26 protein-coding genes and 1 tRNA gene are annotated in these 25,587 nt (G+C 33.1%); 16 read left to right on the forward strand and 11 right to left on the reverse strand.

The window, feature by feature from the left end; genetic code table 11:
- Nucleotides 1-28 precede the first annotated feature (28 nt).
- Complete coding sequence (locus tag CLV33_RS12920; RefSeq protein ID WP_105474262.1) at nucleotides 29-1,390, reverse strand: NAD-dependent succinate-semialdehyde dehydrogenase; 1,362 nt, start codon at nucleotides 1,388-1,390, stop codon at nucleotides 29-31.
- A gap of 192 nt (nucleotides 1,391-1,582) precedes the next feature.
- Between CLV33_RS12920 and CLV33_RS12925 the strand changes: the two genes are divergently transcribed.
- Genes CLV33_RS12925 through CLV33_RS12940 form a run of 4 tightly spaced genes read left to right on the forward strand, consistent with a single transcriptional unit; the run spans nucleotide 1,583 to nucleotide 3,088 of the window.
- Nucleotides 1,583-1,912 carry a YtxH domain-containing protein gene (locus tag CLV33_RS12925; protein WP_105474263.1) on the forward strand — a complete coding sequence of 110 codons (330 nt, stop codon included), beginning with the start codon at nucleotides 1,583-1,585 and terminating at the stop codon, nucleotides 1,910-1,912.
- Nucleotides 1,913-1,919: 7 nt separating this feature from the next.
- Nucleotides 1,920-2,267, forward strand: a complete 348-nt coding sequence (locus CLV33_RS12930) for a hypothetical protein (protein ID WP_105474264.1) — start codon at nucleotides 1,920-1,922, stop codon at nucleotides 2,265-2,267.
- A gap of 1 nt (nucleotide 2,268) precedes the next feature.
- Nucleotides 2,269-2,469 (forward strand): hypothetical protein, encoded by a 201-nt coding sequence (locus tag CLV33_RS12935; protein WP_105474265.1) that lies wholly within the window; start codon nucleotides 2,269-2,271, stop codon nucleotides 2,467-2,469.
- A 19-nt stretch (nucleotides 2,470-2,488) separates the two neighbouring features.
- On the forward strand, nucleotides 2,489-3,088 hold the full coding sequence (locus CLV33_RS12940) for a hypothetical protein (RefSeq protein WP_105474266.1): 600 nt from the start codon (nucleotides 2,489-2,491) through the stop codon (nucleotides 3,086-3,088).
- Nucleotides 3,089-3,218: 130 nt separating this feature from the next.
- On the opposite strand, the gene CLV33_RS12945 is transcribed toward CLV33_RS12940, so the two are convergent.
- On the reverse strand, nucleotides 3,219-4,247 hold the full coding sequence (locus tag CLV33_RS12945; RefSeq protein ID WP_105474267.1) for a helix-turn-helix domain-containing protein: 1,029 nt from the start codon (nucleotides 4,245-4,247) through the stop codon (nucleotides 3,219-3,221).
- A 344-nt stretch (nucleotides 4,248-4,591) separates the two neighbouring features.
- Between CLV33_RS12945 and CLV33_RS12950 the strand changes: the two genes are divergently transcribed.
- From CLV33_RS12950 to CLV33_RS12980, 8 genes are all read left to right on the forward strand, one after another.
- The gene (locus CLV33_RS12950) at nucleotides 4,592-5,029 is read left to right on the forward strand and encodes a hemerythrin domain-containing protein (protein ID WP_042245469.1); all 438 of its coding nucleotides are present in this window, start codon (nucleotides 4,592-4,594) and stop codon (nucleotides 5,027-5,029) included.
- A gap of 214 nt (nucleotides 5,030-5,243) precedes the next feature.
- Nucleotides 5,244-5,693 (forward strand): ferritin-like domain-containing protein, encoded by a 450-nt coding sequence (locus tag CLV33_RS12955; RefSeq protein WP_042245471.1) that lies wholly within the window; start codon nucleotides 5,244-5,246, stop codon nucleotides 5,691-5,693.
- A 385-nt stretch (nucleotides 5,694-6,078) separates the two neighbouring features.
- Nucleotides 6,079-6,240, forward strand: a complete 162-nt coding sequence (locus tag CLV33_RS12960) for a DUF1328 domain-containing protein (protein ID WP_042245474.1) — start codon at nucleotides 6,079-6,081, stop codon at nucleotides 6,238-6,240.
- Nucleotides 6,241-6,271: 31 nt separating this feature from the next.
- Nucleotides 6,272-6,433 carry a hypothetical protein gene (locus CLV33_RS17560; RefSeq protein WP_162834943.1) on the forward strand — a complete coding sequence of 54 codons (162 nt, stop codon included), beginning with the start codon at nucleotides 6,272-6,274 and terminating at the stop codon, nucleotides 6,431-6,433.
- 162 nt (nucleotides 6,434-6,595) lie between these two features.
- The gene (gene trxB, locus CLV33_RS12965; RefSeq protein ID WP_105474268.1) at nucleotides 6,596-7,576 is read left to right on the forward strand and encodes a thioredoxin-disulfide reductase; all 981 of its coding nucleotides are present in this window, start codon (nucleotides 6,596-6,598) and stop codon (nucleotides 7,574-7,576) included.
- A gap of 170 nt (nucleotides 7,577-7,746) precedes the next feature.
- A complete protein-coding gene (locus CLV33_RS12970) occupies nucleotides 7,747-7,983 on the forward strand; it encodes a GIY-YIG nuclease family protein (RefSeq protein ID WP_105474269.1) in 237 nt (78 codons plus the stop codon).
- Between the two features lie 2 nt (nucleotides 7,984-7,985).
- Nucleotides 7,986-8,060, forward strand: a tRNA-Pro gene (locus CLV33_RS12975).
- A 279-nt stretch (nucleotides 8,061-8,339) separates the two neighbouring features.
- Nucleotides 8,340-9,548 (forward strand): site-specific integrase, encoded by a 1,209-nt coding sequence (locus CLV33_RS12980; protein ID WP_317045180.1) that lies wholly within the window; start codon nucleotides 8,340-8,342, stop codon nucleotides 9,546-9,548.
- 113 nt (nucleotides 9,549-9,661) lie between these two features.
- On the opposite strand, the gene CLV33_RS12985 is transcribed toward CLV33_RS12980, so the two are convergent.
- The 8 genes from CLV33_RS12985 to CLV33_RS13020 form a co-directional block, all read right to left on the reverse strand.
- Nucleotides 9,662-10,174: a hypothetical protein gene (locus tag CLV33_RS12985; protein ID WP_170064019.1), complete on the reverse strand. Its 513-nt coding sequence runs from the start codon at nucleotides 10,172-10,174 to the stop codon at nucleotides 9,662-9,664.
- Nucleotides 10,164-11,375 (reverse strand): hypothetical protein, encoded by a 1,212-nt coding sequence (locus tag CLV33_RS12990; protein WP_105474271.1) that lies wholly within the window; start codon nucleotides 11,373-11,375, stop codon nucleotides 10,164-10,166. The genes CLV33_RS12985 and CLV33_RS12990 overlap by 11 nt, the downstream gene beginning before the upstream one ends.
- Nucleotides 11,375-13,597: a type II secretion system protein GspD gene (locus CLV33_RS12995; protein ID WP_105474297.1), complete on the reverse strand. Its 2,223-nt coding sequence runs from the start codon at nucleotides 13,595-13,597 to the stop codon at nucleotides 11,375-11,377. The genes CLV33_RS12990 and CLV33_RS12995 overlap by 1 nt, the downstream gene beginning before the upstream one ends.
- A 58-nt stretch (nucleotides 13,598-13,655) precedes the next feature.
- Entirely contained in the window at nucleotides 13,656-15,065 is a 1,410-nt protein-coding gene (locus tag CLV33_RS13000) for a GspE/PulE family protein (RefSeq protein WP_105474272.1), read from the reverse strand.
- Nucleotides 15,066-15,070: 5 nt separating this feature from the next.
- A complete protein-coding gene (locus tag CLV33_RS13005) occupies nucleotides 15,071-15,553 on the reverse strand; it encodes a hypothetical protein (protein ID WP_105474273.1) in 483 nt (160 codons plus the stop codon).
- On the reverse strand, nucleotides 15,553-15,972 hold the full coding sequence (locus CLV33_RS13010) for a prepilin-type N-terminal cleavage/methylation domain-containing protein (RefSeq protein ID WP_105474274.1): 420 nt from the start codon (nucleotides 15,970-15,972) through the stop codon (nucleotides 15,553-15,555). Before CLV33_RS13010 ends, CLV33_RS13005 begins: the two co-directional genes overlap by 1 nt.
- Entirely contained in the window at nucleotides 15,965-16,225 is a 261-nt protein-coding gene (locus CLV33_RS13015; RefSeq protein ID WP_105474275.1) for a hypothetical protein, read from the reverse strand. Before CLV33_RS13015 ends, CLV33_RS13010 begins: the two co-directional genes overlap by 8 nt.
- Nucleotides 16,226-16,392: 167 nt before the next feature.
- On the reverse strand, nucleotides 16,393-16,641 hold the full coding sequence (locus CLV33_RS13020) for a response regulator (RefSeq protein WP_105474276.1): 249 nt from the start codon (nucleotides 16,639-16,641) through the stop codon (nucleotides 16,393-16,395).
- A 390-nt stretch (nucleotides 16,642-17,031) separates the two neighbouring features.
- Here CLV33_RS13020 and CLV33_RS13025 point away from each other — a divergent pair, with 390 nt between their 5' ends.
- The 4 genes from CLV33_RS13025 to CLV33_RS13040 are packed head-to-tail and all read left to right on the forward strand — an operon-like array spanning nucleotide 17,032 to nucleotide 24,814.
- Nucleotides 17,032-20,085, forward strand: a complete 3,054-nt coding sequence (locus tag CLV33_RS13025) for an RHS repeat protein (RefSeq protein WP_105474277.1) — start codon at nucleotides 17,032-17,034, stop codon at nucleotides 20,083-20,085.
- 41 nt (nucleotides 20,086-20,126) lie between these two features.
- Nucleotides 20,127-20,540 (forward strand): hypothetical protein, encoded by a 414-nt coding sequence (locus CLV33_RS13030; RefSeq protein ID WP_105474278.1) that lies wholly within the window; start codon nucleotides 20,127-20,129, stop codon nucleotides 20,538-20,540.
- 12 nt (nucleotides 20,541-20,552) lie between these two features.
- Nucleotides 20,553-24,476: a DUF6443 domain-containing protein gene (locus tag CLV33_RS13035; protein ID WP_105474279.1), complete on the forward strand. Its 3,924-nt coding sequence runs from the start codon at nucleotides 20,553-20,555 to the stop codon at nucleotides 24,474-24,476.
- A gap of 20 nt (nucleotides 24,477-24,496) precedes the next feature.
- Nucleotides 24,497-24,814: a hypothetical protein gene (locus CLV33_RS13040; protein ID WP_105474280.1), complete on the forward strand. Its 318-nt coding sequence runs from the start codon at nucleotides 24,497-24,499 to the stop codon at nucleotides 24,812-24,814.
- Between the two features lie 506 nt (nucleotides 24,815-25,320).
- Here the strand turns inward: CLV33_RS13040 and CLV33_RS13045 are convergent.
- A partial coding sequence (locus CLV33_RS13045) for an integrase core domain-containing protein (RefSeq protein ID WP_105474281.1) occupies nucleotides 25,321-25,587 on the reverse strand: 267 nt, incomplete at its 5' end.

The following is a 25,587-nucleotide window of genomic DNA, read 5'->3' on the forward strand; positions in this document are numbered from 1 at the left end:
GTTTTTTTATAAATGATGTTAGCTGAAATTATTTTACGTAAACTGTTTTTTTATTAGTAAATGCTAGGATACCTTCTCTTGAAAGTTCGCGACCATACCCCGAATTTTTTGTGCCACCAAAAGGTAATCTAGGATCGGATTTCACCATATCGTTAATAAAAAATGCACCATCTTCAATATTTATAATTTGTTGTCTTGCATCTTCTACAGCTTCGGTAAAAATCATGGTACCAAGTCCAAATTTAGTGTTGCTTACCAGTTTATAGGCTTCTTCTTTATTAGAAACTTTTATAATTGCTGCCACGGGGCCAAAAGTTTCTTCAGTAAAAACGGGCATATTTTGGGTAACATTGGTTAAAATTGTGGGTTGGTAATATGCTTTATTTCGTGTGTTTCCGAAATGTACTTTAGCTCCTTTTGTAACAGATGCCTTAATTTGTTCCTCTAGTGTATCTGCTAAATCCTCTCTTGCCAGTGTACCTATTTTGGTGTCTTCTAAAAGTGGGTCTCCAAAATTTAGGGTTGCTACGGCTTCGGTAAACTTGTTTAAAAACTCGTTGTAAATTCCAGCTTCTACAATAAAACGTTTAGCGGCAATGCAACTTTGTCCTGTGTTTTGCATTCTAGCTTTTACAATAGTGCTTAAATGAGCATCTAAATTAGCATCGTTTAGAATAACACAAGCGTTGTTGCCGCCCAATTCTAAAAGTGTTGGTTTAAGTTGTGCACCTGCTATTTTAGCAATTTCGCGTCCAGCTTTTTCACTTCCTGTAAGCGAAACAGCTTTTATAATATCGTTTTCAATTATAGTTTCAACGGTGTTATGGTTTGCAATTAAAGTGCTAAAACAACCTTTAGGGTATCCAGCATCTTCAAAAACCTGTTGAATTGCCAAGGCGCATCCTGTAACGTTCGATGCGTGTTTCATTACCACGGTATTGCCAGCGGTTAGGGTTGGAATTGCAAATCTAAAGGCTTGCCAAAATGGAAAATTCCAAGGCATGATGCCTAAAACACAACCTAAGGGATCGTAGGAAATAAAGCTTTTTTTGGCGTCGGTTTCAATTATTTCATCTGATAATAATATCGCAGCATTTTCGGCATAAAAATCACATAAATACATGCATTTTTCTATTTCAGCTATACTTTCTGTAATGGGTTTTCCCATTTCTAAAGTCATTAGTTTACTGTACTTCTCTTTGTTTTTAGATAAATTATCAGCGACATGTTTTAATAATTCTGTTTTTTTAGAAAGGGACGCTTTCTTCCAAGTTTTAAATGTATTGTTGGCAGAATTTAATATGTTATCTATCGCTTCAGAAGAATAATACGTATACGTTTCAAGCGATGTATTGTTGTAAGGATTTGTTGTGGTAATATGTGTTGCCATTTTCAAAAATTTTTTTAATTCTAAATATACAACCTAATCTCTGGTTTCTTTAACGCGAATACTAAAAACTCTAACGATTATAATGATTTTAAACAAGTTAAGATTCTCATCTTTAGTGTTAAGAAATTTTGGGCTTTGGACTTAAATTTGTGGTAACGAATAAAAGTTTAATCTAAAAAAACATAAAATATTATGAGTAATAACGGAAATACTTTTTTGGGCATTTTAGCCGGAACAGCAATTGGAGCAACTCTAGGCATTTTATTTGCGCCAGATAAAGGAAGCAAAACAAGAGCAAGAATAGCAGACGAGGCTACCTTGGCCAAAGATAAGTTAGCAGAATCTGCAAACGAACTAAAGGAAAAGGTTGTAGCAACTACAGCTGCTAAAAAACAAACACTAGACGAGCAAGTAGATTCTATTGTACAAGATGTAAGCCACAAGGCAGATGATGTAATTGATACACTAGAAAAAAAGCTTGCAGAATTAAAGGCAAGAAATAAAAAAATACAAAAATCGTAATCTATAGATGGGGTTAGTAGACGCTATAAGTAATACCAACGATAAAGCTGTTGAAGTAAGTGAAAGATATGTAAAAACATCTTTAAAGTACTATAAACTTAAGGTATTCCAACAGCTATCAATTTCAGTAAGTATAGTTTTTAAAGCTTTAATTATTGGGAGTCTAGCACTAATGTGTGTTTTAATTAGTGCTGTAGGTTTAGCACTCTTTGTAGGTGAATCTACACAAAGTTATCCTTTTGGATTTTTAATGGTAGGTCTGCTGTTTTTAATACTATCTATAATAGCATTTGCGCTAAGACGCCTAATAAATAAGTGGGTTATTAAGAAACTATCTAAAAAATTTTTCGATTAAGATGAAGATTTATGAAAACGAAGAAAGTATAGAAAGAGCGCTAAAAGTTCTAGACTTAGAGCGACAAATTGCGTGGGAAGAAATTAAGGCTGTGAAAGAAGAATATAAAGAAGATTTTAGACCCTACAATTGGATCCAAACAGGAGTTAAGCTTTTAAGTAAGTATGGTGCTATGATCTTGCTAAAAAAAATAATTAAATAACAAATTAAAACATAAAATTATGAAAATATATAAAATGAGTATGCTAGTTGTAATTGCATTATTATTTGCAAGTTGCGACTTTGAGCAAAAGAAAAAAGCAGAGTTGCCAGAGGTTGATATGGATGTTGAAGTAGAGGAAGGGCAACTGCCAACTTTTGATGTAGACTGGGCCGATGTTAATGTAGGCACCAAAACCAAAACTCTAGAAATACCTAAAGTGGTTATTGTTATGGAGGAAGAGGAAGTAGAAGTGCCATACATTGATATTGATATGCCGCAGGATGATAATTCCAACTACGAAAAAGTTGAACAAAATATAATGGTAGAAGCTGAAGTAACCGATAAAGAACACGAATTAGATATTAAGGAAATTAGAGCAGGTGGTTCTACCTTATATGTTATTTCTCAGTTAGAAGAAAAATCAACAAGTATTGGTGATAAGAAATTAAGAGTATCAGACCAAGTTAGTCTTAACGCACCAGACAATTTAAATGTAAAGCATTACATTGTTGGGGAGCGTCCAGACCGCGTGTTTAATTCAAGATACAAATATTTTAATTCAATGAGCGAAGCAACCAATGCTATAAAAGACACTAAGGTAATTTATTCAAATAATTAGTAGTTAGTTAGGTTAGGTTAATATGAAAAAGGTTTCAAATATATTTTTTTGAAACCTTTTTCTTTAAACTCATCTAGACTTTTAAAATAGAATAGTCTAAAAGAGTTTATTTAGTAAAAAACTAAAACAATTACACAGCAACAGGTATGTAAACCTGTTTTTTGTATTCGTAGGGTGTAACGCCATATTTTTCTTTAAAAATCTTAGAAAAATAGCTTCTGCTGGTAAAACCAATGCTGTAAACAATTTGCGAAATATTCAAATCTGTCGTTTTTATCAACTCACGCGAAGTCTCTAATCGAATATGTCTTATATACTCTGTAACTGTTCGGTTAAATAAAAATTTAAAGCCATCTTGTAATTTTACCTGAGATAATCCAGATGCTTTAGACAATTGATTTAAAGAATAATTTTTAGCGGGATTTTCGGTTATTTTTTTACCTAATTGGCGTACAATTTTTAGTTCTCTTTTAATAAGAGAAGTAGGCAGGGGTACACCTTGGTTTACTAAGTTATGTTGTTGTATGTGTAATGTTAAAATTTCATACACTTTAGCTTCAATTTTAAGTAGTCTTAACATACCCTTAGATTTTATTTTTTTAATAGCATTTACAAAATCTGCCATTTTTAAGTTTAAGCGTCCATGGTGAAAAAAACGATGTTCATGATCGGTATCTACAAAAACTTCGTATAATTTATCATTAAGTGAAGCTATATTAGAGGTTCTTTTTTTTAGAAATTTTGCTCTAACAATATGTATAATATTAATTTCTATTTTAGAATCTTTAGGGAAAATTAAACTGTTAGAGCCATTAGTTTTATTTGTAAAGATTACAGACTGAAATTGTTCTATATTTTTCGTACTGTTATCAACACCAAACATGTGTTTAAATCCGTCTTGCAAATTATATATAAACCTAATAGGATTAAATTCTGTAGCTTTAATCTCTAACTCTACTTCTTCAAAAAATTTAATGTCGTAATGAAGTAGGCTCACGCCATAGTCAAAAGGAATAAATTTCACATAGCCTTTAGCAACCAAATTATTAATAATTAATTTATGCTCTCCCCAAGTTTCTTGTATAGTTCCTCCTATGGCGTCTTTTATTTCTGTTAGGATTTCGGCAGAAGTGTCTGCATTAATTTTTATATGCTGCATGGTTTGTAATGGTTAGGTTTGTTAAACAAGTTTAATAAAACAGTACTTTGCTTTTAGTGTGCGTACTAGTAAGAAATATCATCGCTTACTTAATAAATAAAGATAGGCTAAATTTGAATATTCAGGTATCGCACCGTCAACTTTTGTTAAAGTTTAACTTATTTTGTTAAACTTTCTTAAAAGAACTTCATTTTACATTTCTGAGTTAATATAACTATCGATAACGCTAAGTTTACTAGTGCCTTAAAAGTAAATTTGATTTAGTAATAAGGTTAAAACAATTTAGTAGCTAACTAATTACGCACTTTACAAACAATTTTTTATTTAACAAAATATACAATATTATGACGACTATTTTTGAAGCTCTCAGAAAAGATCACGACACGCAACGCAACCTGTTGCAACGCTTGGTAAGTACCTCTGGCGATACGGAGGCCAGAGATACTATTTTTAAACAACTTAAGCACGAGTTAGATATGCATGCTAATGCAGAAGAACGCCATTTTTACAAACCTTTGATGAGTAATGATATGATGCAGGAAAAAGCTAGACATGGCGTGGCAGAACATCATGAAATAGACGAATTACTCGAAGCCTTAGAAAAAACAGATTATACATCATCTGCATGGTTAAAAATTGCTAAAGATTTAAAAGAAAAAGTAGAGCATCATCTAGAAGACGAAGAGCATACTTTTTTTCAACTAGCAGGAAAAGTATTTACCGAAGCACAAAAAAAGAGTTTAGCCGAAGGGTACCAAACTTACATGTCGGGAAATGCATAATTAATTTAATAATATACTTTAAATGTCCCATGCCACAGCAGCAAAAACAAGGCACAAGTTTTTACAAGCTTAAAAACGAAATGCATTAATATTAAACCTAATACAACCAAAACCAAAACCATCAACCTATTAATTTTGATGAAGAGTAACAACTAGAAGATGTAAACCAGTAGGCATCTTTAAATAAATTACTGCTAATATAAATTTAAAACATATGAGTACGTACACAGAAAACCTAAGTGGTAAATTAAACGATTTATTAGAAAAAACTTATGATGCTGAAAAAGGATTTAAAAAAGCAGCAGAAAATGTAGATAACCCTTCCTTAAAAAACTATTTTAAGCAAAAAGCCGATGAGCGTTATAATTTTGGACACGATTTAAAAAATGAAATTGTTTCTTTTGGAGAAAATGTAGATAAAGGCGGAAGTGCAACAGGCTCTGTTCATAGAACGTGGATGGATGTTAAAGCTTTATTTTCTTTTGATAATGAAGAGTCTATGCTAGAGGAAGCTATAAGAGGCGAGAAGGCTGCCATATCAGAATATGAAGATATTATTAATGATAAGAGTGTTCCAGAAAGTACTAAGTCTCTATTGATTTCACAGAAAAATCAAATAGAAAACGGATTATCTAAAATTAAGGTATTGGAAGATTTGCACTAATTAAAAATTATTTTATACGCTTAAGGGCTGAATTTTAAGATAAAATCCAAAAAAAATTCAGGCACAAAATCAAGGCTCTTCTCAAAAGAAGGGCTTTTTTATTTTAAAATCAATAGAGCAAAACTTTTGCTTTAAAGCGTACACCTACAACAACAATTATAATTAAATTTGAAGTAGTTGGTTAGTGAAAGTAGACCTTAGCATTTTTTTGTAAATGCTGGGGTCTTTTTTAGTTTATTTGTAATGTAAAATATTGAATAACAATGTATTAAATGTGTTAACATAAGTAGCTTTAGAGCTAAGTTTAATAGTGTAAAAAAAGCATCTTTGTAGTGTAGGGTTCGAAAATCGAATCTTTAAATTTAATCATTAAAACCACAATATTATGTTACGCTGGACAATCACATTTGTAATAATTGCCATTATAGCCGCCGTTTTAGGATTTGGCGGAATTGCTGGGGCAGCCTCAGGAATAGCAAAAATTCTATTTTTCATATTTATAGTATTATTTGTACTATCACTTTTAAAAGGCTTGGTAAAAAAGTAATTAACTAAAAAAAAACCAAAAATATTTAATCATGAAAAAAATTATTTACACATTATTATTTCTTTTCACTATTTCAACAGTATTTACAGGCTGTAGAGAAAAAAAAGAAAACGACGTTGAAGAAGTTATAGATGAAGCAGGAGACGCTGTAGAAGATGCAGCTGATGAAGTTGAAGACGAAGTAGAGCAGTAGATAACATAGAAACGTAAACTGTTAATATTATAAATATAGCCTCATTAAATTGGGGCTTTTGTTATTATTGGTAACCCTTATAGTTACATCAATACTGTTAATAACTTCTATGTAAGGTTTCCTTCAAAAATTCTACTTTTGTTTTATTAAATAGATAAGATTATGGCAGAAGATATAGAAAAGGTAAAATGCTTAATTATAGGTTCGGGACCAGCAGGCTATACCGCAGCTATTTATGCGGCAAGAGCTAATATGGAGCCGGTACTATACCAAGGTTCTCAACCTGGTGGGCAGTTAACTACTACTAACGAAGTTGAGAATTTTCCGGGATACCCTGAGGGTGTTACAGGACCAGAAATGATGTTGCAACTACAAGCGCAAGCAGAACGTTTTGAAACCGATGTGCGTAATGGATGGGTTACCAAAGTTGATTTCTCGGGCGATATCCACAAAGTTTGGGTAAATGATACAAAAGAAATTCATGCCGATACTGTAATTATTTCAACAGGGGCATCAGCTAAATACCTAGGTTTGGAATCTGAGCAGAAATATTTAAAGTTGGGTGGTGGTGTTTCAGCTTGTGCAGTATGCGATGGCTTTTTCTACAGAAATCAAGAAGTTGTTATTGTAGGTGCCGGAGACTCAGCTTGTGAAGAGGCACATTACTTATCAAAACTTTGTAAAAAAGTAACAATGTTGGTAAGACGCGATGAGTTTAGAGCATCAAAAATTATGGAAGCCCGTGTTAGAAATACCGAGAATATTGAGATTTTATTTAATACTGAAACCGATGAGGTTTTGGGAGACGGACAAGTTGTAAATGGCGTTCGCGTATTTAATAATAAAACCAACGAAAAGCACGATATTCCAGCAACAGGTTTTTTTGTAGCCATTGGGCATAAACCAAATACCGACATATTTAAGGACTATTTAGACTTAGATGAAACAGGTTACATTATAAATGTTCCCGGAACTTCTAAAACCAATGTAGAAGGCGTATTTGTTTCAGGAGATGCGGCAGACCATGTTTACAGACAAGCGGTTACAGCAGCTGGAACTGGATGTATGGCAGCTCTGGATGCAGAACGCTATTTAGCTGCAAAAGATTCAACTTTTGAGGTTTCAACGTCAACTTACAATTAAGTTATAATTACATACTAAAAAAGCTAAAGTGAATAACTTTGGCTTTTTTGTGTTTTGCAAATACCTTAAAAAGTGTTTTCTTTGAAGTCAAATTTAAAACGGGATGTGGCGCAGTCCGATTAGCGTATTACGCCAAGGCGTAATGGTCGCTAGTAAAAGACAGGATTTAAATGGAATATAAAGTTTATATCCTTTACAGTAAAAAGTTAAACCGTTATTATGTTGGACAGACCAACAATATAGAAAAACGCCTAAAGACCCACAACAGTGGAGGCAAAAAATATACAACCAAGGGGATTCCTTGGGTTTTGGTAAGAATATACAATTGTAAATCACGTTCAATGGCAATGCAATTGGAAAGAAAAATAAAGAAGAGAGGTATCGAAAGGTTCATAGAAGAAAATTAATTCGGGATGTGGCGCAGTCCGGTTAGCGTACACGGCTGGGGGCCGTGTGGTCGCAGGTTCAAATCCTGTCATCCCGACAAGTTTAGTGTCAATTGGCACTATAAAAAAGCTAATTATATGATTATCAATGATTTTAATTTTTATTGAATTCATTTAGTTAGCTTTAAAACCAAAACAAAAGTTACCTATTCGGTTACCTAATTTAAACCGAAATTTTTCACTACATTGGTAATTCATTAGCGTTTGACTTTCGCTTCGATTTGACTTTCGTAAACAAATCGAGTATTCACTTAAAGCGAGAGTATATGGAAGTTTCGAGGACTTTTAGTATTCATTTTTGGTTAAATATGGCAAAAATGAAAGGAGATTCAGTACCAATTTATGCACGAATAACCGTTGACGGAAAGCGCGCAGAAATCAGTCTAAAAAGGCAAATAAAAGTTACCTATTGGGATACCAAATCCAAAAGGACCAGTTCAAGGCTACCTGAGGGTAAAGCCCTGAATCAGTATCTAGATCAAGTTTACGCAAAACTACTAGAGTGTCACAAGCAATTATCTTCAGGTTTCGATCATGTTAGCGCAAAAGGTATCAAAGCTAGGTTTCTCGGGCAGGACGAAAGACATAAATCCTTACTTGAATTGATAACGTACCATAACAAAAACATGACAGGTACGCTAAAACCAGGTACCCTAAAAAATTATTTTACTACAGAAAATTACATCAAACGGTTTCTTATTAAAAAGAAAAAGGTAAATGATATTTACCTCAAGCAATTGTCCTACAGTTTTATAATTGAGTTTGAACAGTTCCTTAGAAAGGGGCAATCCATTAATAAGTCTCAGCCACTTAAAAATAATGGTATTATGAAACATTTAGAACGCCTCAAAAAACTTATGAACTTGGCGACTGAACTGGAATGGATTGACAAGAATCCATTTTTTCGTTTCAAATTGAAGTTCAACAAACATGAAAAGGAGTTCCTGTCCAAAAGGGAACTTGAGTTATTGGAACGGACAAACATTCAAGACAAAGGCCATCAAATTGTTAGGGATATATTTGTATTTTCATGTTATACAGGTCTATCCTATATAGACGTAAAAATGCTGAGGGAAAGCAATATAGTTAAAGGTATCGATGGGAATTACTGGTTATATACCCAGAGAGAGAAAAACGGACAATCGGTCAAAATCCCTTTGTTGGACAATGCATGGAATATTCTCAAAAAGTATAGTCCCCATCCAGAAAAGAGCAACGGATTGCTTCTGCCCGTTTATTCCAACCAAAAAATCAATGCTTATTTAAAGGGAATAGCAGGTGCAGTTGGGATTTCCAAAAAACTGACGTTCCATTCGGCACGACATACCTTTGCAACAACGGTAACATTATCCAATGGTGTGCCCATTGAGACTGTATCAAAACTGTTGGGGCATTGTAGACTTTCTACAACTCAAGTGTATGCTCGTGTCATCGAGGAGAAGTTAAGTGTTGATATGAAGTTATTAAGACAAAAACTAAATGAATCAACTAAAAAGGGGATTGGTCAAAAGATAAGAAGTCTCTAAATACGAACAAGAATTGTTGTTAATGCTTATATCTATTTGTGAAGTGCAACCGTCTCTATCTATCTGAATCACTCGTTTTTTTAGTCTCAACATTCTTTAAATAGTTATTCATACTACCCAAAACTCTTCAACAAAACATGAGCCTGTAAAAAATATTTTCCTGTCCTAAAGTTCTTTTTCTTAATAAAATGCAGGTTTGATATTTCTCCAAATTTAGTTTCCTGTTCTAATTTATATATCAATTGTATGATGCTATTATACTCACCCTCCAAAGTAAATTGGTAGGATTTAACTTTTAGGTCGTTCATTTGAATTATATGCGGTTCTAAAAAACCGATTACTTTTATATTGGAGCTATCGGCGAAAGAATTAATAGTTTGCAAAAGACTATTTTGTAATGAACTTCCATTGATTTTATATTTTGTCAATAGCGAATCGTAATACATTCGCTTTTGTTTTAATAACGATAGTTGTTTAGGGGCGTTTTCGAATAAAATTTCCTCTTGTTTTAAAGTGTTGTATTCTTTTTTAAGAGCGACTGTTTTTGATATGGCCAATTGATAGCATAGCAATAACACCAATAAGAAACCTACAACGAGCACTATATTTTTGGTCTTATTGGTCATCGGCAATATTTAATTTTAGACTAAAGTTTGAAATCGATTTAGAAGTATCCTCATAGTTTAATATTTCCACATTATTCACCCAACCAATTGCTTCAACCCTAGTTATCCATTTTGAGAAAACTTCACTACTATTTGAGGACCCAGATAGCAGAATAACATTTGTATCCTGTAAAATGGATTGCCCTTCCTTAATGCGTTTTGATATAGGTTGATAGTTTAATTCTGACAACGATACAGACTCTGGCAAACTGCCTACAATCACATTAATAAAAAATGAACTATTAGAAACACTACTTTTAAGCATATCATCAACCATTTTTTGAGATTTGTTAACGGTTTCATTGAGCGTTAACAGTTGTGCTTTTGAATTTTGATTGACTTGTGAGGTTTGTTGCAATGTATTGACATGGTTGAAATAATGATTAAAAACAAAAAAATTAATTAGCAAAACACTTAGGGTGAAAACTAATCCTGCCTTTATAAATTGTTGGAAAAATCTCGATTGCGAATACTCATTCTTAAGAGACTCATTTATACTATTAAAGCTTGAATAACTTTTATAATTATGAATTACAGTTTCCAAAGCCCCAGATAATGACAATACATAATTATTAGTTGTTTTTAAACCGTTAACATCATAGTTAATTGGTGTTTCAATTTCTTTTTTTTCAATAGAAACAAGGGATTTATTTTTTAAAACAACTAAAGCATTAGAGGTGAAAATAGATTCGCTACTGATAAATGACAAACTATTGGTAATAATGTTTTGCCCTAGAGAGATATTGATTATTGACACTCCAGCTTCTTTGTAAGCTGCGATAAGAGTTTCTAAATGTACTTTTCTGCAAATAGATACAAAATGCATATTGTCCTGAGAAACAATTTCATAATAAAAGTCTTTGATATTTAGATTTGGAAAGGCATTATAAACCAGATTTTCAAGATTTGGTTGGGTGTCCTCTATTTTTTTAGTGAGTATATTGTTATCGTTGATTACTAAAAAAATAGATAGATTCTTTTTAGGGAGTTTTTGAGCCAACTTTTTGGGAGAATCAACTTCAAAAGTGTTTTCAATACTTAATTGTTTTTTAGTTTTCCTTAATGTTGTTACAAATAATATACTTTGGTTATCTTTTAAAGTGTGTTCAACACCACAAAAAATAGTGCCATATAGTAGATATGTTTTTAATCCATTTAACATTAATATATAACGGTTGGTTTAATAAGTACGGTTAATTTAGCTTTAGAATCTGTACGTCTTCGTTCACTAAATAGCCATTTAATAACGGGTACCCTAGCTAAAAAGGGCACTCCAGAACCTGAATCATTTTTTTCTTGTTCTTCCAAGCCACCTAAAACCACGATATCTTGATCTCTAACACGAATGATGGAAGTAAATTCTCTTGAGCTTAAATCTGGTGGGGCATCATCTGCAATACGGGTTCCAAAACTGGACTGAACAACAAATACATCAAGCGTTACTTGTCCATCACCCGATACCATAGGTTTTATGGTAAGCCCTAACTGCGCATCGATGGGTGCATAATTTGTGATTTCAGAGGTTTGTGGGTTATCCGATCCAAAAATATTACGCTGCGTAATGGCATAATAGGACGTTTGTCCATTGGAAAATGTAGCCCGATGGCCATTTAAAGTTGATAATTTAGGTGTGCTACGTATTTTTAAATTACCATTAGATTCCATTGCTTTTATAGTTGCAAAAAAATTGGGAACCACTTTACCTATATTAACACTTCCAAAACCATTGAATCCATTTAGCACTTTATTAATAGTTTTAGCGCCTAATGTTAAGTCTGCTTTTGGAAAGATACCGCCATTAGTTTCGGCAGCATTTTCTCCAAGTCCCCAACTTACACCAGTTTCAACGGTAGCATTTCTGCTAACTTCAATAAGCATTACTTCAATAAGAATAACGGGAACAGGTTTATCAATTTTTTTAACAAACGTTTTAAACCGTTCAATGTTCGTACTAGATCCTGTAACATAAAAACTGTTGAGTTCATAATCTATTTTAACATCTAAGTCTTGCACAATATCATCAGGTAAAACACTTAGTAAAGCCTCAGCTTTATTGGTTGAATTATTAAATGAATTTCGATTGCCTAAATTAACCGAGGTTCTGTTTGGTATGTTATTTACGCCATTAGAATTAAATTGATTTGCAGCATTTCTGCCATTGGAAAAATTATTAAACCCATTATCGAAGCCATTTCCAAAACCGTTTTGAATACCACTAGTTCTACCAACAGTTCTATTGGCACCACCAGCAGGATCTGCCAATAGTTCTATAGAGCGATGTTGAAGATGCACAATTTCTACAGAACGCACACTTAATTGGTTTTCGGTGCCAAAAAAATAAGTATCGTCTTCTTTTTTAAATGTGAATTTTACATTTGAACCGGAAACAGAACTGGAAATTTGATTGTTAGTGTTTTGACGGTTGTTTCTATTCTGGTTTTCGTTGTTGGATGCATTATTAATAACAGGAGAAGATTTAGATTGCGACTCAAACATCTTTACCAATAAATCATCAAAAGAAATAAATTTTGTCTTGAATGTAACCGTACCCGCTTTATTTAAAGGGGTAGCTGTAAAAATATTAATATCAAGAGCTGCACCAATATCGTTTACTATAGTGGCTATTTCCGTTTTATCAAAATCTACTTTAAGCAATTGGGCATCTAAATCTAAGATTTCAAACGATACGTTAGATTTTCTTCTACTAGTTAGCGGATTTACAGTACCATCTTTAGATGCGCCACCGTCTTCAAACACATAAAAATTATCTTTAGTGGTCTCTAAAAATAAGTTGTTCGCTAACGCCAGTTTATCCATTGCCGCTTCAAAAGGCACATCTTTAAGGTAGGATGTAATTGTTTTGTTTTCCATTCCAGGAGCAAATACTAAATTTTTCCCCGATTCGTCCATTATTCTTTTGAATACGTCGTATAGCTTGTCTGATTTAGCATCAATTGAAATAGTATTATTATTAGGATTATAAGTTACCAGAACTACTCTTTTCTCAGGAATTTCAACAGGAGGCACATACTTTTTAACAGACATGATGTTACCTGTAAAGTCTATAGTTAAGTTGTACTCTTTACATAAGAACACTAATAAGTCTGCTACGGTAACATTGCTAAAATTATTGACTATGGTAATTTGATTAAGTTCTGGCGAAAGGTTTAAATTAACCTGATGAATTTCAGAAACCGCTAAAAGGAAATTGCTCAATGTAATATTGCTCACGTTAATCTCAGATTTCACATGTTCTGTTAAGCCTACATTGTCAACGGCTAAAATATCTAACTGATTTTTTATGGTTTGTAAGTGGGGATCGCTATTCTGAGAAATGCAAAAATTGGTGATTAATATTAGAACTATAAAAATTATTTTTTTCATATACATACCCATCGTAAAGGGTGCTTTAAAACATTCAATTGTCGTCAAACCTATTAATCTAATCGGTAAGTAATGCATATACCTCTTCAACGGATGTAATACCCTCTTTTACTAAATTAATAGCATTTGTTTTCAATGTGTTTATATTGTGCTCATTCAAATAGCTGTCAATTTCTAAATCATTCTGCTTTATATGGTTTACCAGAGTTTTTGTTATCGGAATGATTTCATAAATGGCTTTTCTTCCTTGATACCCTGTATGGTAACACATATTACAACCTACTGCTTTAAAATGTGTGTTTAAGCCTTTCGGGATATTAAAATGTTCTGGAAAAATGCCTTTAGAAACCTTGTTTTCTTGTTTGCATGCAGCACATAACTTTCTTACCAAACGCTGTGCAACACTTACGTTTAACGTACTGGCAATTAAAAATGCAGGAATCCCCATATCTATCAATCTAGAAATGGTTGCCCAAGCAGAATTAGTATGTATGGTTGATAGAACTAGATGTCCTGTAAGAGCAGCACGAATTGCCATATTAGCTGTTTTTACATCACGTATTTCTCCCACCATGATCACATCGGGGTCTTGACGTAAAAAGGTACGTAAGGTACTAGCAAAATCTAGCCCAATATTTTCTTTAAGCTGAACTTGATTAACGCCTTCCAAGGTATACTCAATTGGGTCTTCAATGGTGAGGATATTAGTTTTATCGTCATTCAAAAGCTTAAGTGTGGCATACAAGGTGGTAGTTTTACCTGAACCTGTAGGTCCAGAAATTAAAACAATACCGTTAGGTTTTTTTATAGTTTCGGTATAAGTTTTTAATTCCTTTTTTATAAACCCCAAATCTTCTAGCTGAATATGGTCAGCATCCTTACTTAAAATACGAAGTACAATTTTTTCACCATGAAGTGTTGGTAACGATGAGACACGAATATCGAACTCATCAGCATGTGTTTTTATACTTATGCGACCATCTTGTGGTAAGCGTTTTTCAGAAATATCTAATCCCGCTTTTATTTTGAGTTTATTGATGATGACTGGATATTCAGAAAGTTGTATAATAAATTGTTCTTTCAGTTTTCCATCCAGACGGTAGCGTACCCTACACTTGTTCTCATAAGGTTCAAAATGAATATCGCTACTTCCTATATGTTTGGCTTTTAACAGTAGTTTTTCAAGAAAATCTGCACTATAATTCAAATCTTCTTTAACTGTATTAGTTTGTTTTCTAAAATTTGCCGTTAAATAGTGCTGTAGGTTTTCTGAAGTATCAGATACTAATTCAACCTGTTTCCCTAGCACTATTTGTAATTCCTGTTTTAGCGCATCAGATGGATGATCAGATTTAAAAACCACATTTCCATTATTAGACTTAACAGGAACAATATTATAATGATACGCTTGTTCACTACTTATTAATTGTATAAGTGTCGTTTCAATATTAAAGTTGTTTTCCTTCATCTAAATTATATTTGGTAAAGGGATTGTATAACTTCAGTCCAAAACCCCAAAAACGTAATCCCATAAAATAAACTCATATAGCCTGCCAAAGGCACAGTAGCGTTTTTTTCTCTTGATACAACGAGATGAAGAATCAAGGAAAACAGAAGCGCACATGGCAACAGAACCATAAACGATACTGAAGCAAAACCAAAAATCATAGCGAAGAGAAATAGAACATCCCCTAGACCTATTATTTTGTTAATAGCTGTTTTAAGTTTAAATCTTGAATATAAAAATAGAACTCCCATAAGAACTGCAACAACCATTGCATTTACAATTGCTGATGACAAGAATAATTCGGGGAGTGTTTCTAGAAAGTATAATACTCCAGTAGTTACTCCAACCATAGGAAACAAAAACCAATAGACGCGACGTTCCTGTATGTCTTGATAAAGAATAGTCCCGAAACTGAACAGAAGTAATATTTTTGCTAGAGTTATAATCATTAATCTTTCACTGTTTGTTTAGGGTTACCATTTTCATCTATTTCCCAAACATTAAAAACGCCATCACCATCAAAATCAGTTATGGCCGTGGCGCGCACTTTAAAACTATTATTTCCCGCATTTAACACTTCATACACATAGTTACTTGTACCATTTTCTTTTACAGTTTTTGGAGCTTCAAAATCGACTTCATTTAAATCAGTTGCATATTTTGAATACATAAAACGATAACTGGTTTGCGAATTATAGATGTATTTTAACTGAGTTTGTGCCTCTATACTTTTGGCCTTAGCAATAAGCGGCATTAGGTTTGGTAACGCCAATAACAGTAAAATGCCGATAATAACGAGTACAATGAGTACTTCTTGCAAATTGTAAGCTTTAACTTTAATTAAAAAACGATTATTCTTTTTAAACATATCCTTTTGCTTTTGCTATTTCAATGAGTTTTTTATCTCCTTTCCCATCAATATCAAACACTTCCTTTAAATGTCTCTTTCTTCGTTCTATACCACTTTTAGAAAGATTTACAAAGTTTGGCAGGTCTTTGGTTTTCGTGCCTTTGGATATTTCATATAATAAAACTCTATCAATAGCATCAAGAAGAAAATCATTGGAAATATGCTGTCTAATTAAACTTAAAATTCTAGAACTGTAACATGGAGAATTCACCAAGACAGACTTTATTGCATCAGTTAAACCTTTATAATCAATATCACTTTTGATTAGAAACCCCTCTGGGTTAATCGTCTTTAGAATATTGTTAAGCCTATAATTATCACTATGGGAAGTATAAATAATGATTTTTATTTGTGGAAAATATTTCCTTAGCTCTAAACCTATATCCTCACCCGATAATATTTTTTTTGTTTTGAAGGAGGAATACTAATATCCAATAAGGCTAAATCAAAAGGTTTTCCCAATACGGCCTTTTCAATTTTATTCATAGCAGTATCACAATTCTGAGTAAGGTTTAATTTAAAATACCAATTATTATTAGAATCGCTTAACTGCTTGAAAATACTTTCTAACAATCCGATGATTATTGGTTCATCTTCAACTATTAGAACATTGATGGTATCACTCATAGGAAACAAATATTATAAGAAATGACCTCTAAAATATATATTTTGTATGATTTGAAGCAAAGCAAAGTGCTTACTTTTTTTATGGTAAACCCGTAATAAAAACTGATGATTATTTTTTGTTGTAAGCAAATACCTTATAACAAAAAAGCTTTTTGCTTACTTAAATTAATATTTAAAAATAAAGTTCAACAAAGGCCTGCAAACTCAATGGAATAAGTGATTTACATAGATTATGTTGATTAATAACGTTGTGTCTAAACCAAATAAAATACTGTTTATCAGACACTTAAAAATATCTATAAACACTTATCAAAAGCAAGCTAAACCCTTACTGAACAAGAAAGGTTTTGACTTAGCTTTATTCCATAGAAATAACTTAAAAAATCCTCTATGAATTTTCGTCTATTTTTTTTAATTGGTTTTGTTAGTTTTTACAGCTTTTCACAAGAGGGCTATTATGGAGAAACCCTTAATTCTAACATTTATGCAGCATCTCAGATTATTATTAGTCCATCAATACAACCTCCAGATGTAGCCGCTTTCCAAAAAAACACCTTTGTTCCTGTATCAAATTATACTGGTAGGGCGGAAATTAGTATTCCTATTTATGAAATTTCTTCAGGGAATATGAGTGTTCCAATTTCTTTATCCTATAATTCATCAGGTGTTAAGGTTGCTGATATGGCCTCTAGTGTGGGGCTTAATTGGAGTTTAAATGCTGGAGGCGTTATTTCTAGAATGGTCAAAGGTATGGACGATTTTACAAGACCTTATGTAACGAATAACCCTGTACCATTCATGTCTCCTTCAGGGTGGCTAGGATACACCTATTCAAATTTAACAACCTATGGTAGTATTGGACGCTACAATGATTCAGAACCCGATTTATTTGTGGTTAATGCTCCTGGGCTTTCAACTAACTATGTTCATAAAAAGCACTACAATGCAACCAACGGTATAACAACGAGCTACCCGTCCACTATAGGTTCTAAACCGGATGCATTGGAATTGGATCATCAAGGTAATACTATTAATGAATCGATAGGTTATATAACTAAATATCATTACAACGATAATACTCGTAGCTATAATAATATTACAAAATATGGACTATCAAATGTAGAGATTACTTCTCTAAATGGTGTTATATATGATTTTGCGACACCGGATTTATCAAGACATCACAGTCCATATGGGGGTGGCACCATAACTTACAAAATGGATACATATCATTTAGATCAGATGTTTGACCCAAGTACTAATCAAACTATAACTTTTCAGTACGAGCAATACCACAATTATTTCGCTGACGAAAAAGATTCTAAAATTACATCTTATGGAGGAGGCACCTATCTCGGTTTTACAGGGAATACTGCTAAAACAGTTTACCCTTATATGCACAGACTAACAAAAATTTCATTTGATAAAGGTGAAGTAGAGTTTATTTATGGCTTAAATAGGTCGGATAACTTCGGTGAAAAAGCACTTACAGAAATTAGAGTAAAAGATAATTCTGGAAATGTAATAAAACATGTAAAACTATCATATAGCTATTTTCAATCTTCTATTGCAAGTGGAACACCACAAAGCAAAAGGTTACGTTTAGACAAGATTTATGACGTGAACCCTTCTAACGTTAACACTGAGCTTCCCGGTCATGTGTTCACGTATAATACAACTTATACTATGCCACCAAGAACGTCATATGCCCACGACTATCTAGGTTATAATAATGGTTCTTATAATTCTTCTATTACAAATCCTGAACCAAAATATTATTTTAAAAATAATGAAGTACTCCCATTTTTCGATAGTGCAGCAATTTATTTAACAGGTAATTATTCCTTAGAAGCCAATGAGAACTATTGCAAAACCTATTCCTTAACTAAAATTAAATTCCCAACAGGAGGCACTAATGAATATGAGTATGAACTGAATGAGTTTAACTATTCTGGAACCCGATTAGGAGGGGGGCTGCGAATAAAATCTCAAAAAATTACGGATGATAAAGGGAATGAACAAATTCTAGATTACGAATATGGAACTGGCTACATTGAGAGAATGCCAGATTATGCCGTGTTTAAACTGAAAAACACAAACTGGAATTGGGCCTCTAATCCGACTTCATTAAGTCAATTGGTGAGCTACTTTGGAATTGATACTTTCATGACTCCTCAGTCTCAAGTTGAGCTTACTCATGGTTCTTTTGTTGGCTATAGCTCTGTTACAGTTAGAGATAGAGTTGCAAATGGGAAGTCGGTTTATCAATATTCTAACCCATCAACATATCCAAACATAGCTTCATCCAAAACAAGCTCTGGGAGTAGTTATGGCAATTCTTGGTTGTTAATTGGTCCTCCTTCATTATCTGCAAATAGAGATTTTAGGCGAGGGAAGCCTACTTGGGAAACAGTTTATGATCATAACAACAATATTCGCTTACAAAAAAGATATGTTTATACCTATAAAGAATTTTCCACTTTATCATTAAGTCACTTAAATAAGGCATCAACTCTATTTTCTGAATCCTCCTCATGTTGGCCTGGAAATGGAGACCAGTATGCTACTTCATCTTGTGGTGCATTCACCGAAAATCTGAATTTACCAATAGCTAGAGATTTACTGACTACTGTTTGGACAACAGACTATACTAATGGAGCCTCACAAGACCCTTTTAAGGTCAGCTATTCCTATACTTATGACAAACAGTTTCCACTAATTTTAAATGAAACCAAAAGCGTAGAGGTATGCGAGCCAACCGTTCAAGGAGGCGAACACTTATGTATCCCTGTTGAAGGTCTGCATGAAACAGGTTATTCTAAAACAATTACATACCCCATTACAGGAGGCAATACTATGCAAAGTAATGTGATTAGTTCAATGCCTCTTGCTTCTGATTTGGTAAACCTTAATAGACTGTCCACCCCTTTAACAATAAACTCCCCTAGTGGAACTGAAGAAAAGCATTACTACAAAAACTTTGGTTATAACATTATAGCCTTAGAAAAAATTGATTTTGTAAGTAGAGATAACAATATTGCAAATTCCGAAAAAATCACGAAACGAGATTCCAAAGGACATGTAATAGAGTACCAAAAACGTAATGGAACATACGTTTCTAGAATTTACGGACATAACAAGACGTATTTAATAGCTGAGATTGAAAATTTAACCTATTCCAGCATAGAAGCTCTTAGCGGATTTGGTGGTGGTTTTAATATTACCAACAACTTAAGCACTTCCCAGGAAAATACGTTAAGGAGTTTATCCAATGCAATGGTAACGACCTATCAATACGATTTATTAGTAGGTATAACAGCTGTAACCGATCCACGGGGTTACAAAACAACCTATGAATATGACGAGTTTAACCGTTTGAAACAAGTAAAGGATGCCGATGGGAAGATACTCTCTGAAAATGAGTATCACTATAAAGGGCAGTAGTAACATTAATACCTTCTTTTCTAATCTTTAATACACATCACATGAATCATATTTTAAAACATATCGCTTTTATATTCATTTTGGCTTTTTCAATCTATGCAAATTCACAAAACCAAACTATAGATTTTACACTCAATAGTAATTCTTTAATCATTGATGAAGAAGTTGTGAATATAGAGTCTTCAATTGTAAAAGAAGGTAAATCTTTGATTTGGACGCAAACCTTAAAAGAGGCAAAACGATCAGTAAATTTTATTATAACAGATGAATCTGAGAACTGGGATCCTGACACTTCTTTAGGTGACATCACTTACATAGTTGTAATTGATGATATTAAGGGCTCTATGACGATCTCTGGCGAAGAGAATGAAACTAAAGCTGTTTTGGTGCTAAATGTACCAGAAATTGGAACAGAAACAACTCTTTTTACTATACAATCTATTTCATACCAATAAAAATCTACTGATATGACACGTCTTTTAACATCTTTTTTATGTAAGAAAATAATAATAATTTTTATTGTTTTAATTGCAGCAATTCAATACTCTCATAGTCAAATAATTGGGAATAATATTGTCAATGAAAATACTACTGTTTTGTATTCTTACTGGGATGGTTTTGCACATTCAGGTATTCGGTGGAAAGTTACAGGAGGAACTGTTATTTCTACAGACACTTCTAATGGAATTGTATATAATGTTGTTATTCAATGGGGGGCTGCTGGCCCTGGTAAAATTAAATTTAGTTCTACTAGTAATTATAGCACTTTAGATGTAACTATTCTTTCGCCAGGAGCTGCATCACCAACTTTAAGCGAAAATCATATTCTTACGATTGTACCTAGGGTAGCCTCTACAGATATTTCAACACTAACCGATGACTATAAAATACAAAGCGTTACATACTTTGACGGTTTAGGAAGAGCTATCCAGAATGTAGCAATTCAATCTGGAGGCAACAAAGAAGATATTATTACCCATTTAGAATACGATAATTTAGGAAGGCAAAGTAAAAGCTATATGCCCTATGCTTCTAGTAGCAATAAGGGAAGTTACAGAACTAATGCTCTATCTGCGACCAACACCTTTTATAATACCACGAAATACGAAAACACCACAAATCCCTACAGTGAAACTTTATTTGATGGCACACCATTAAACCTCATAGTTGAACAAGCTGCTCCAGGAAACGACTGGAAAGAGGGTAATACGGAAGAACATACCATAAAAAACGAATATAAATTGGTTGGGACAAGTGACTATGTTAGGATATATCAAATAAATAATACTAATGGGAACCTCATAGATAATGGATATTATAAAACAGGAGAATGGACGGTACAAGGAGCATATAACACACCATATCTATATAAGTTTATTACGAAGAACGAAAATTGGGTGCCTTCAGATACTAATGATAATACTACACATACATTTAAAGATTATAGAGGCAGGGTAATTCTCAGTAGAACTTTTGAAAACCAAGTAAAACATGATACCTACTATGTGTACGATACCTATGGTAATCTAATGTATGTATTGCCCCCAAAGGCAGACCCCTCTTCTGCAAAGCCAGATAGTACTGAACTCGCAGAATTGTGTTTTCAATACAAATATGATGATAAAAATAGATTAATAGAGAAAAAAATACCAGGAAAAGAGTGGGAATATATTGTTTACAATAAACTTGATCAACCTGTGTTAACGCAACATGCTACCCAATTGGCAGCAAATAATACAAGTTTAACAATAAATCAGTGGTCATTTACCAAATACGATAGATTTGGCAGGGTTGCTTATACTGGACTTATGAGCAGTAATAGCTCTAGAAGTACATTACAAGGCATTTTAGATGGTGCTAGCTCAACCTATGTTACAAAAGGGGGGGCAACGAATATCGCTGGAACTACAGTCTATTACAATAATGACGCATATCCAACTAGTATTTCAGAAATCCATACCATAAACTACTACGACGATTATACCTTCGATAAACCCTCTTCTACAAATCTACCATCTAGTTATGAAGGACAAACTATAGTAAATTATAACAATACTGACAAGGCTAAGACAAAGGGATTGACAACAGGAACCAAAGTACGAGTACTGACTACGAACCAATGGATAACTACAGTAACAGGTTATGATGTTAAGGGTAGAGCAATATATGTTGCTAGTGACAATCCTTATTTTGGAAGTGTAGATATAATTAAAAACAAATTAGATTTCACAGGAGCAGTAGATAAAACCGAAACATCACATGATAGAGGGACTACCAGTATAGATACAGAGGACTTGTTTACCTACGACCATATTGGCCGCCTTAAAAAACATACACAGGAACTAAACAATTCTAATGTAGTTGAGGTAATAAACGAAAACACATATGATGAGTTGGGAAAACTCATCAACAAAGGTGTTGGCGGTAAAACTACGGAAAACAGATTACAAACTGTAGATTATACTTATAACATAAGGGGCTGGCTAAAAACCATAAACAATGTATCTTCACTAGGAACAGACCTGTTTGGTTTTAAAATAAACTATAATGCAATAGACCATCATACTAGTAACGACAAGAAACTATTCAACGGCAATATATCAGAAATAGAGTGGAAAACGTCTAACGATAATAGTTTACGTTGGTATAAGTTTGAGTATGACGATTTAAATAGAATAACTAGTGCTGTAGATAATATAAATCGCTATGCGTTGTCCAGTGTACAATATGATAAAAATGGGAATATAACTAGTTTAGTAAGGAAAGGTCATATAAATAGTGCTGCAACTAGCTTTGGAACTATGGACAATTTAGTTTACACGTACCAAACTAAAAGTAACAAGTTACTTAGGGTTTCAGATACTGGTAATAATACGTATGGATTTAAAGATGATTATACTGGAAGCGGCGCTGACCCTACCAATGATTATACGTATGATATAAATGGCAATATGTTAACAGATGATAATAAAAATGTTAATGATATAGAATATAATTTCTTAAATTTACCTACTAAAGTTCAGATAAGCTCAGGACTCATAAGATATGTTTATGATGCTTTGGGTACTAAACTGAAAAAAACTGTAAGTGATGATGCCAATGATGATATTGTCTCTACAGAGTATGTTGGTGGATTTATCTATGAAACGGATACAGATAACTCCAATAGTTCATTGAAATTTTTTGGCCATCCCGAAGGATACATAGAGCCTAGTGGTAGTAATTGGGAATATATTTATCAATATAAGGACCACTTGGGTAATATTAGATTAAGTTATAAAGATATATTTAGAAATAATGGTATTTCAACTTCTTTACAAATACAAGAAGAAAACAACTACTATCCCTTTGGTCTTAAACATAAAGGATATAATACAAACATTATTGGAAACGACCATAAATATGGTTTTGGAGGTAAAGAAGAACAGGATGATAATATATCTGGTAGCCAGTTAAATTGGTTGGATTTTCATGCGCGTAATTACGACGCTGCCATAGGAAGATGGATGAATTTAGATCCTCTAGCAGATTCTGAATTACAGTTTGACCAATCGGCGTATGCATATACATGGAATAACCCTGTTAATTTGACTGACCCTACAGGGATGCATCCAGATGATAATACTAATTGGAAAAAGAAACTTCTGGGAGAAAATAATGAGGGTAATTATTCATCTGTAACTATTTCTGGTCTTAAAGGTGGTGGGAGTATTACTTTGGGTTCTAACCCAACATCTTATGATCAAGGAGGTAAGAAAAAATTAAGACCTTCTAAGGAGACTAGAGAGATAAAGAAAGCTTTTTATGCTGCAGCCAGAAGGTTTGACGATCCACCTAATAATGGAGACGGACTTTTTAGTGAAACTCCATTACTAGGCCCTCTATTGAGAAGTGGTGATAGGTTAAACGAAGGAAATTATTTAGGTGCAATCGAAGAATTTGGATGGGGATTAATTGATTTATTTAGTGGAGGGTCAGGAGGCTATCTAGGAAATAAAGCTTCACAACAAACAGCAAAAGTGTTTGGGAGATCTTTTTCAAAAAAAACAGCAGCTAGTGGAATGTTTTATTCTGTTGCTTATGAAATGAAGCTATCAACTAATCTATATCCAGGGGGAGCTTATTATCAGCATTTTAAAGCTGCGAATAAGTCTTTATTTTCGGACATGGATTCAAGAACTATGAGTAGATTAAATATTAATTTTCAGACAGGAAATAAAGGAAATATATTATGGGGACGTTCACCACATAATTGGGTTTGGCATCACGATATTGAAACTGGGGTAATGCAACTTGTTCCAAAAAGCCAGCATACAACTGGAAGCATATTTTGGAAAACATTGCATCCTGATGGTGTTGGCGGAATGAATCTTTGGAACAAAATAAAATAAATTAGTTAAAGGCAAAAAACATGAATTTAGTAGAATTTATATTCTATTTGAAGAACCCTTCTAAAATTGAAGAGTTTGTAACAAATGAAAATCAAGAGATAGATATTGATTATGCAGATATTTATCTAGAGAACGAACTCAGTATTTATTCAAAACTATTTTTTTTCGATGCTGAACAAATTGATGGAAAGTTAGAAATAGAATTCAACGGCAAAAAGTATGTTAATCTTTTTCCTTTAGACTACTTACTAGATATTTTTACTGAGTTCAACGTATCAGGAGATAGTGATTTAGAAATAGCGAATAAAATACTTAACTATAGAATTAATGATGCATAAATATACACTAATTTACTCGAAATATAAAAGAGTACCCCCTTACTATAACTGGTTTTTAACTATTTGTGTTAAGAGTAATTGAATAAAAAAAGCTATTTAAAGTCATCAGAATAGCTTTTTTATTTTAAATATTGTTAAGTTGAAAGATTATTACAGTTAGCACTAACTATCAGACTTGAACTGGTAGTGGCCTACTGATTGCAAAATTGAAGAAACTACCCCTGCTGGCGCTAATATGTCCGCAACGGCTACCGCTTGTTTGTAACGAGTGGCGGTAAGAGTAAGAGAAAAAAGTAACGAAGCCACATTATAGCGATATAGTGTGGTTTTTTATACCTGTTTTTCCACTGCTATTCCCAAGGTCATTTTGAAATAACTTGTCCCATATAAGGGAATCATTTGAAAATGAATCACTTATATTTAAGTGTGTTAAAATCTATTTGTAAAATTATTTTTCTCAAAAGGAAAATTTTAAGCTGCTTTCCGTTTCTGTAATAATTAACTATTTACAAGCATGTTTTACAGACAGATACTTTATTTTGGTTAATTCTATGCGATTGTTGAGTTTTAAAACCAGTAGTGTAAGCACTCTTATTTATTGGAAACCCCATAAATGTTTCATTTGGAGTATTTCCACCCAAGTTCCATTGTGGTCTTTCATGGTTATAAATCTGTATGCACACACCAAGTACTCTTTTAAGTTGTTTTCCAGAGTCAATAGGCTTTAGGTGTAAAAATTGGTATTTCAACACTTTGTTAAATGCCTCAATCAT

Origin of the sequence: Jejuia pallidilutea, from assembly GCF_002973595.1 — a bacterium.
Lineage (GTDB): Bacteria > Bacteroidota > Bacteroidia > Flavobacteriales > Flavobacteriaceae > Jejuia > Jejuia pallidilutea.

Excerpts from the sequence above, each read along its gene's own strand:
- CLV33_RS12940 (WP_105474266.1), top strand. The coding sequence starts at position 2,489 with ATGAAAATATATAAAATGAGTATGCTAGTTGTAATTGCATTATTATTT.
- CLV33_RS12985 (WP_170064019.1), bottom strand. The coding sequence starts at position 10,174 with ATGACCAATAAGACCAAAAATATAGTGCTCGTTGTAGGTTTCTTATTG.
- CLV33_RS13010 (WP_105474274.1), bottom strand. The coding sequence starts at position 15,972 with ATGTTTAAAAAGAATAATCGTTTTTTAATTAAAGTTAAAGCTTACAAT.
- CLV33_RS12970 (WP_105474269.1), top strand. The coding sequence starts at position 7,747 with ATGGAATATAAAGTTTATATCCTTTACAGTAAAAAGTTAAACCGTTAT.
- CLV33_RS13025 (WP_105474277.1), top strand. The coding sequence starts at position 17,032 with ATGAATTTTCGTCTATTTTTTTTAATTGGTTTTGTTAGTTTTTACAGC.
- CLV33_RS17560 (WP_162834943.1), top strand. The coding sequence starts at position 6,272 with ATGAAAAAAATTATTTACACATTATTATTTCTTTTCACTATTTCAACA.
- CLV33_RS12920 (WP_105474262.1), bottom strand. The coding sequence starts at position 1,390 with ATGGCAACACATATTACCACAACAAATCCTTACAACAATACATCGCTT.
- CLV33_RS12945 (WP_105474267.1), bottom strand. The coding sequence starts at position 4,247 with ATGCAGCATATAAAAATTAATGCAGACACTTCTGCCGAAATCCTAACA.
- CLV33_RS12950 (WP_042245469.1), top strand. The coding sequence starts at position 4,592 with ATGACGACTATTTTTGAAGCTCTCAGAAAAGATCACGACACGCAACGC.
- CLV33_RS12930 (WP_105474264.1), top strand. The coding sequence starts at position 1,920 with ATGGGGTTAGTAGACGCTATAAGTAATACCAACGATAAAGCTGTTGAA.
- CLV33_RS12935 (WP_105474265.1), top strand. The coding sequence starts at position 2,269 with ATGAAGATTTATGAAAACGAAGAAAGTATAGAAAGAGCGCTAAAAGTT.
- CLV33_RS12990 (WP_105474271.1), bottom strand. The coding sequence starts at position 11,375 with ATGTTAAATGGATTAAAAACATATCTACTATATGGCACTATTTTTTGT.
- trxB (WP_105474268.1), top strand. The coding sequence starts at position 6,596 with ATGGCAGAAGATATAGAAAAGGTAAAATGCTTAATTATAGGTTCGGGA.
- CLV33_RS12925 (WP_105474263.1), top strand. The coding sequence starts at position 1,583 with ATGAGTAATAACGGAAATACTTTTTTGGGCATTTTAGCCGGAACAGCA.
- CLV33_RS12960 (WP_042245474.1), top strand. The coding sequence starts at position 6,079 with ATGTTACGCTGGACAATCACATTTGTAATAATTGCCATTATAGCCGCC.
- CLV33_RS13035 (WP_105474279.1), top strand. The coding sequence starts at position 20,553 with ATGACACGTCTTTTAACATCTTTTTTATGTAAGAAAATAATAATAATT.
- CLV33_RS13040 (WP_105474280.1), top strand. The coding sequence starts at position 24,497 with ATGAATTTAGTAGAATTTATATTCTATTTGAAGAACCCTTCTAAAATT.
- CLV33_RS13005 (WP_105474273.1), bottom strand. The coding sequence starts at position 15,553 with ATGATTATAACTCTAGCAAAAATATTACTTCTGTTCAGTTTCGGGACT.
- CLV33_RS13030 (WP_105474278.1), top strand. The coding sequence starts at position 20,127 with ATGAATCATATTTTAAAACATATCGCTTTTATATTCATTTTGGCTTTT.
- CLV33_RS12980 (WP_317045180.1), top strand. The coding sequence starts at position 8,340 with ATGAAAGGAGATTCAGTACCAATTTATGCACGAATAACCGTTGACGGA.
- CLV33_RS13000 (WP_105474272.1), bottom strand. The coding sequence starts at position 15,065 with ATGAAGGAAAACAACTTTAATATTGAAACGACACTTATACAATTAATA.
- CLV33_RS13020 (WP_105474276.1), bottom strand. The coding sequence starts at position 16,641 with ATGAGTGATACCATCAATGTTCTAATAGTTGAAGATGAACCAATAATC.
- CLV33_RS12995 (WP_105474297.1), bottom strand. The coding sequence starts at position 13,597 with ATGAAAAAAATAATTTTTATAGTTCTAATATTAATCACCAATTTTTGC.
- CLV33_RS12955 (WP_042245471.1), top strand. The coding sequence starts at position 5,244 with ATGAGTACGTACACAGAAAACCTAAGTGGTAAATTAAACGATTTATTA.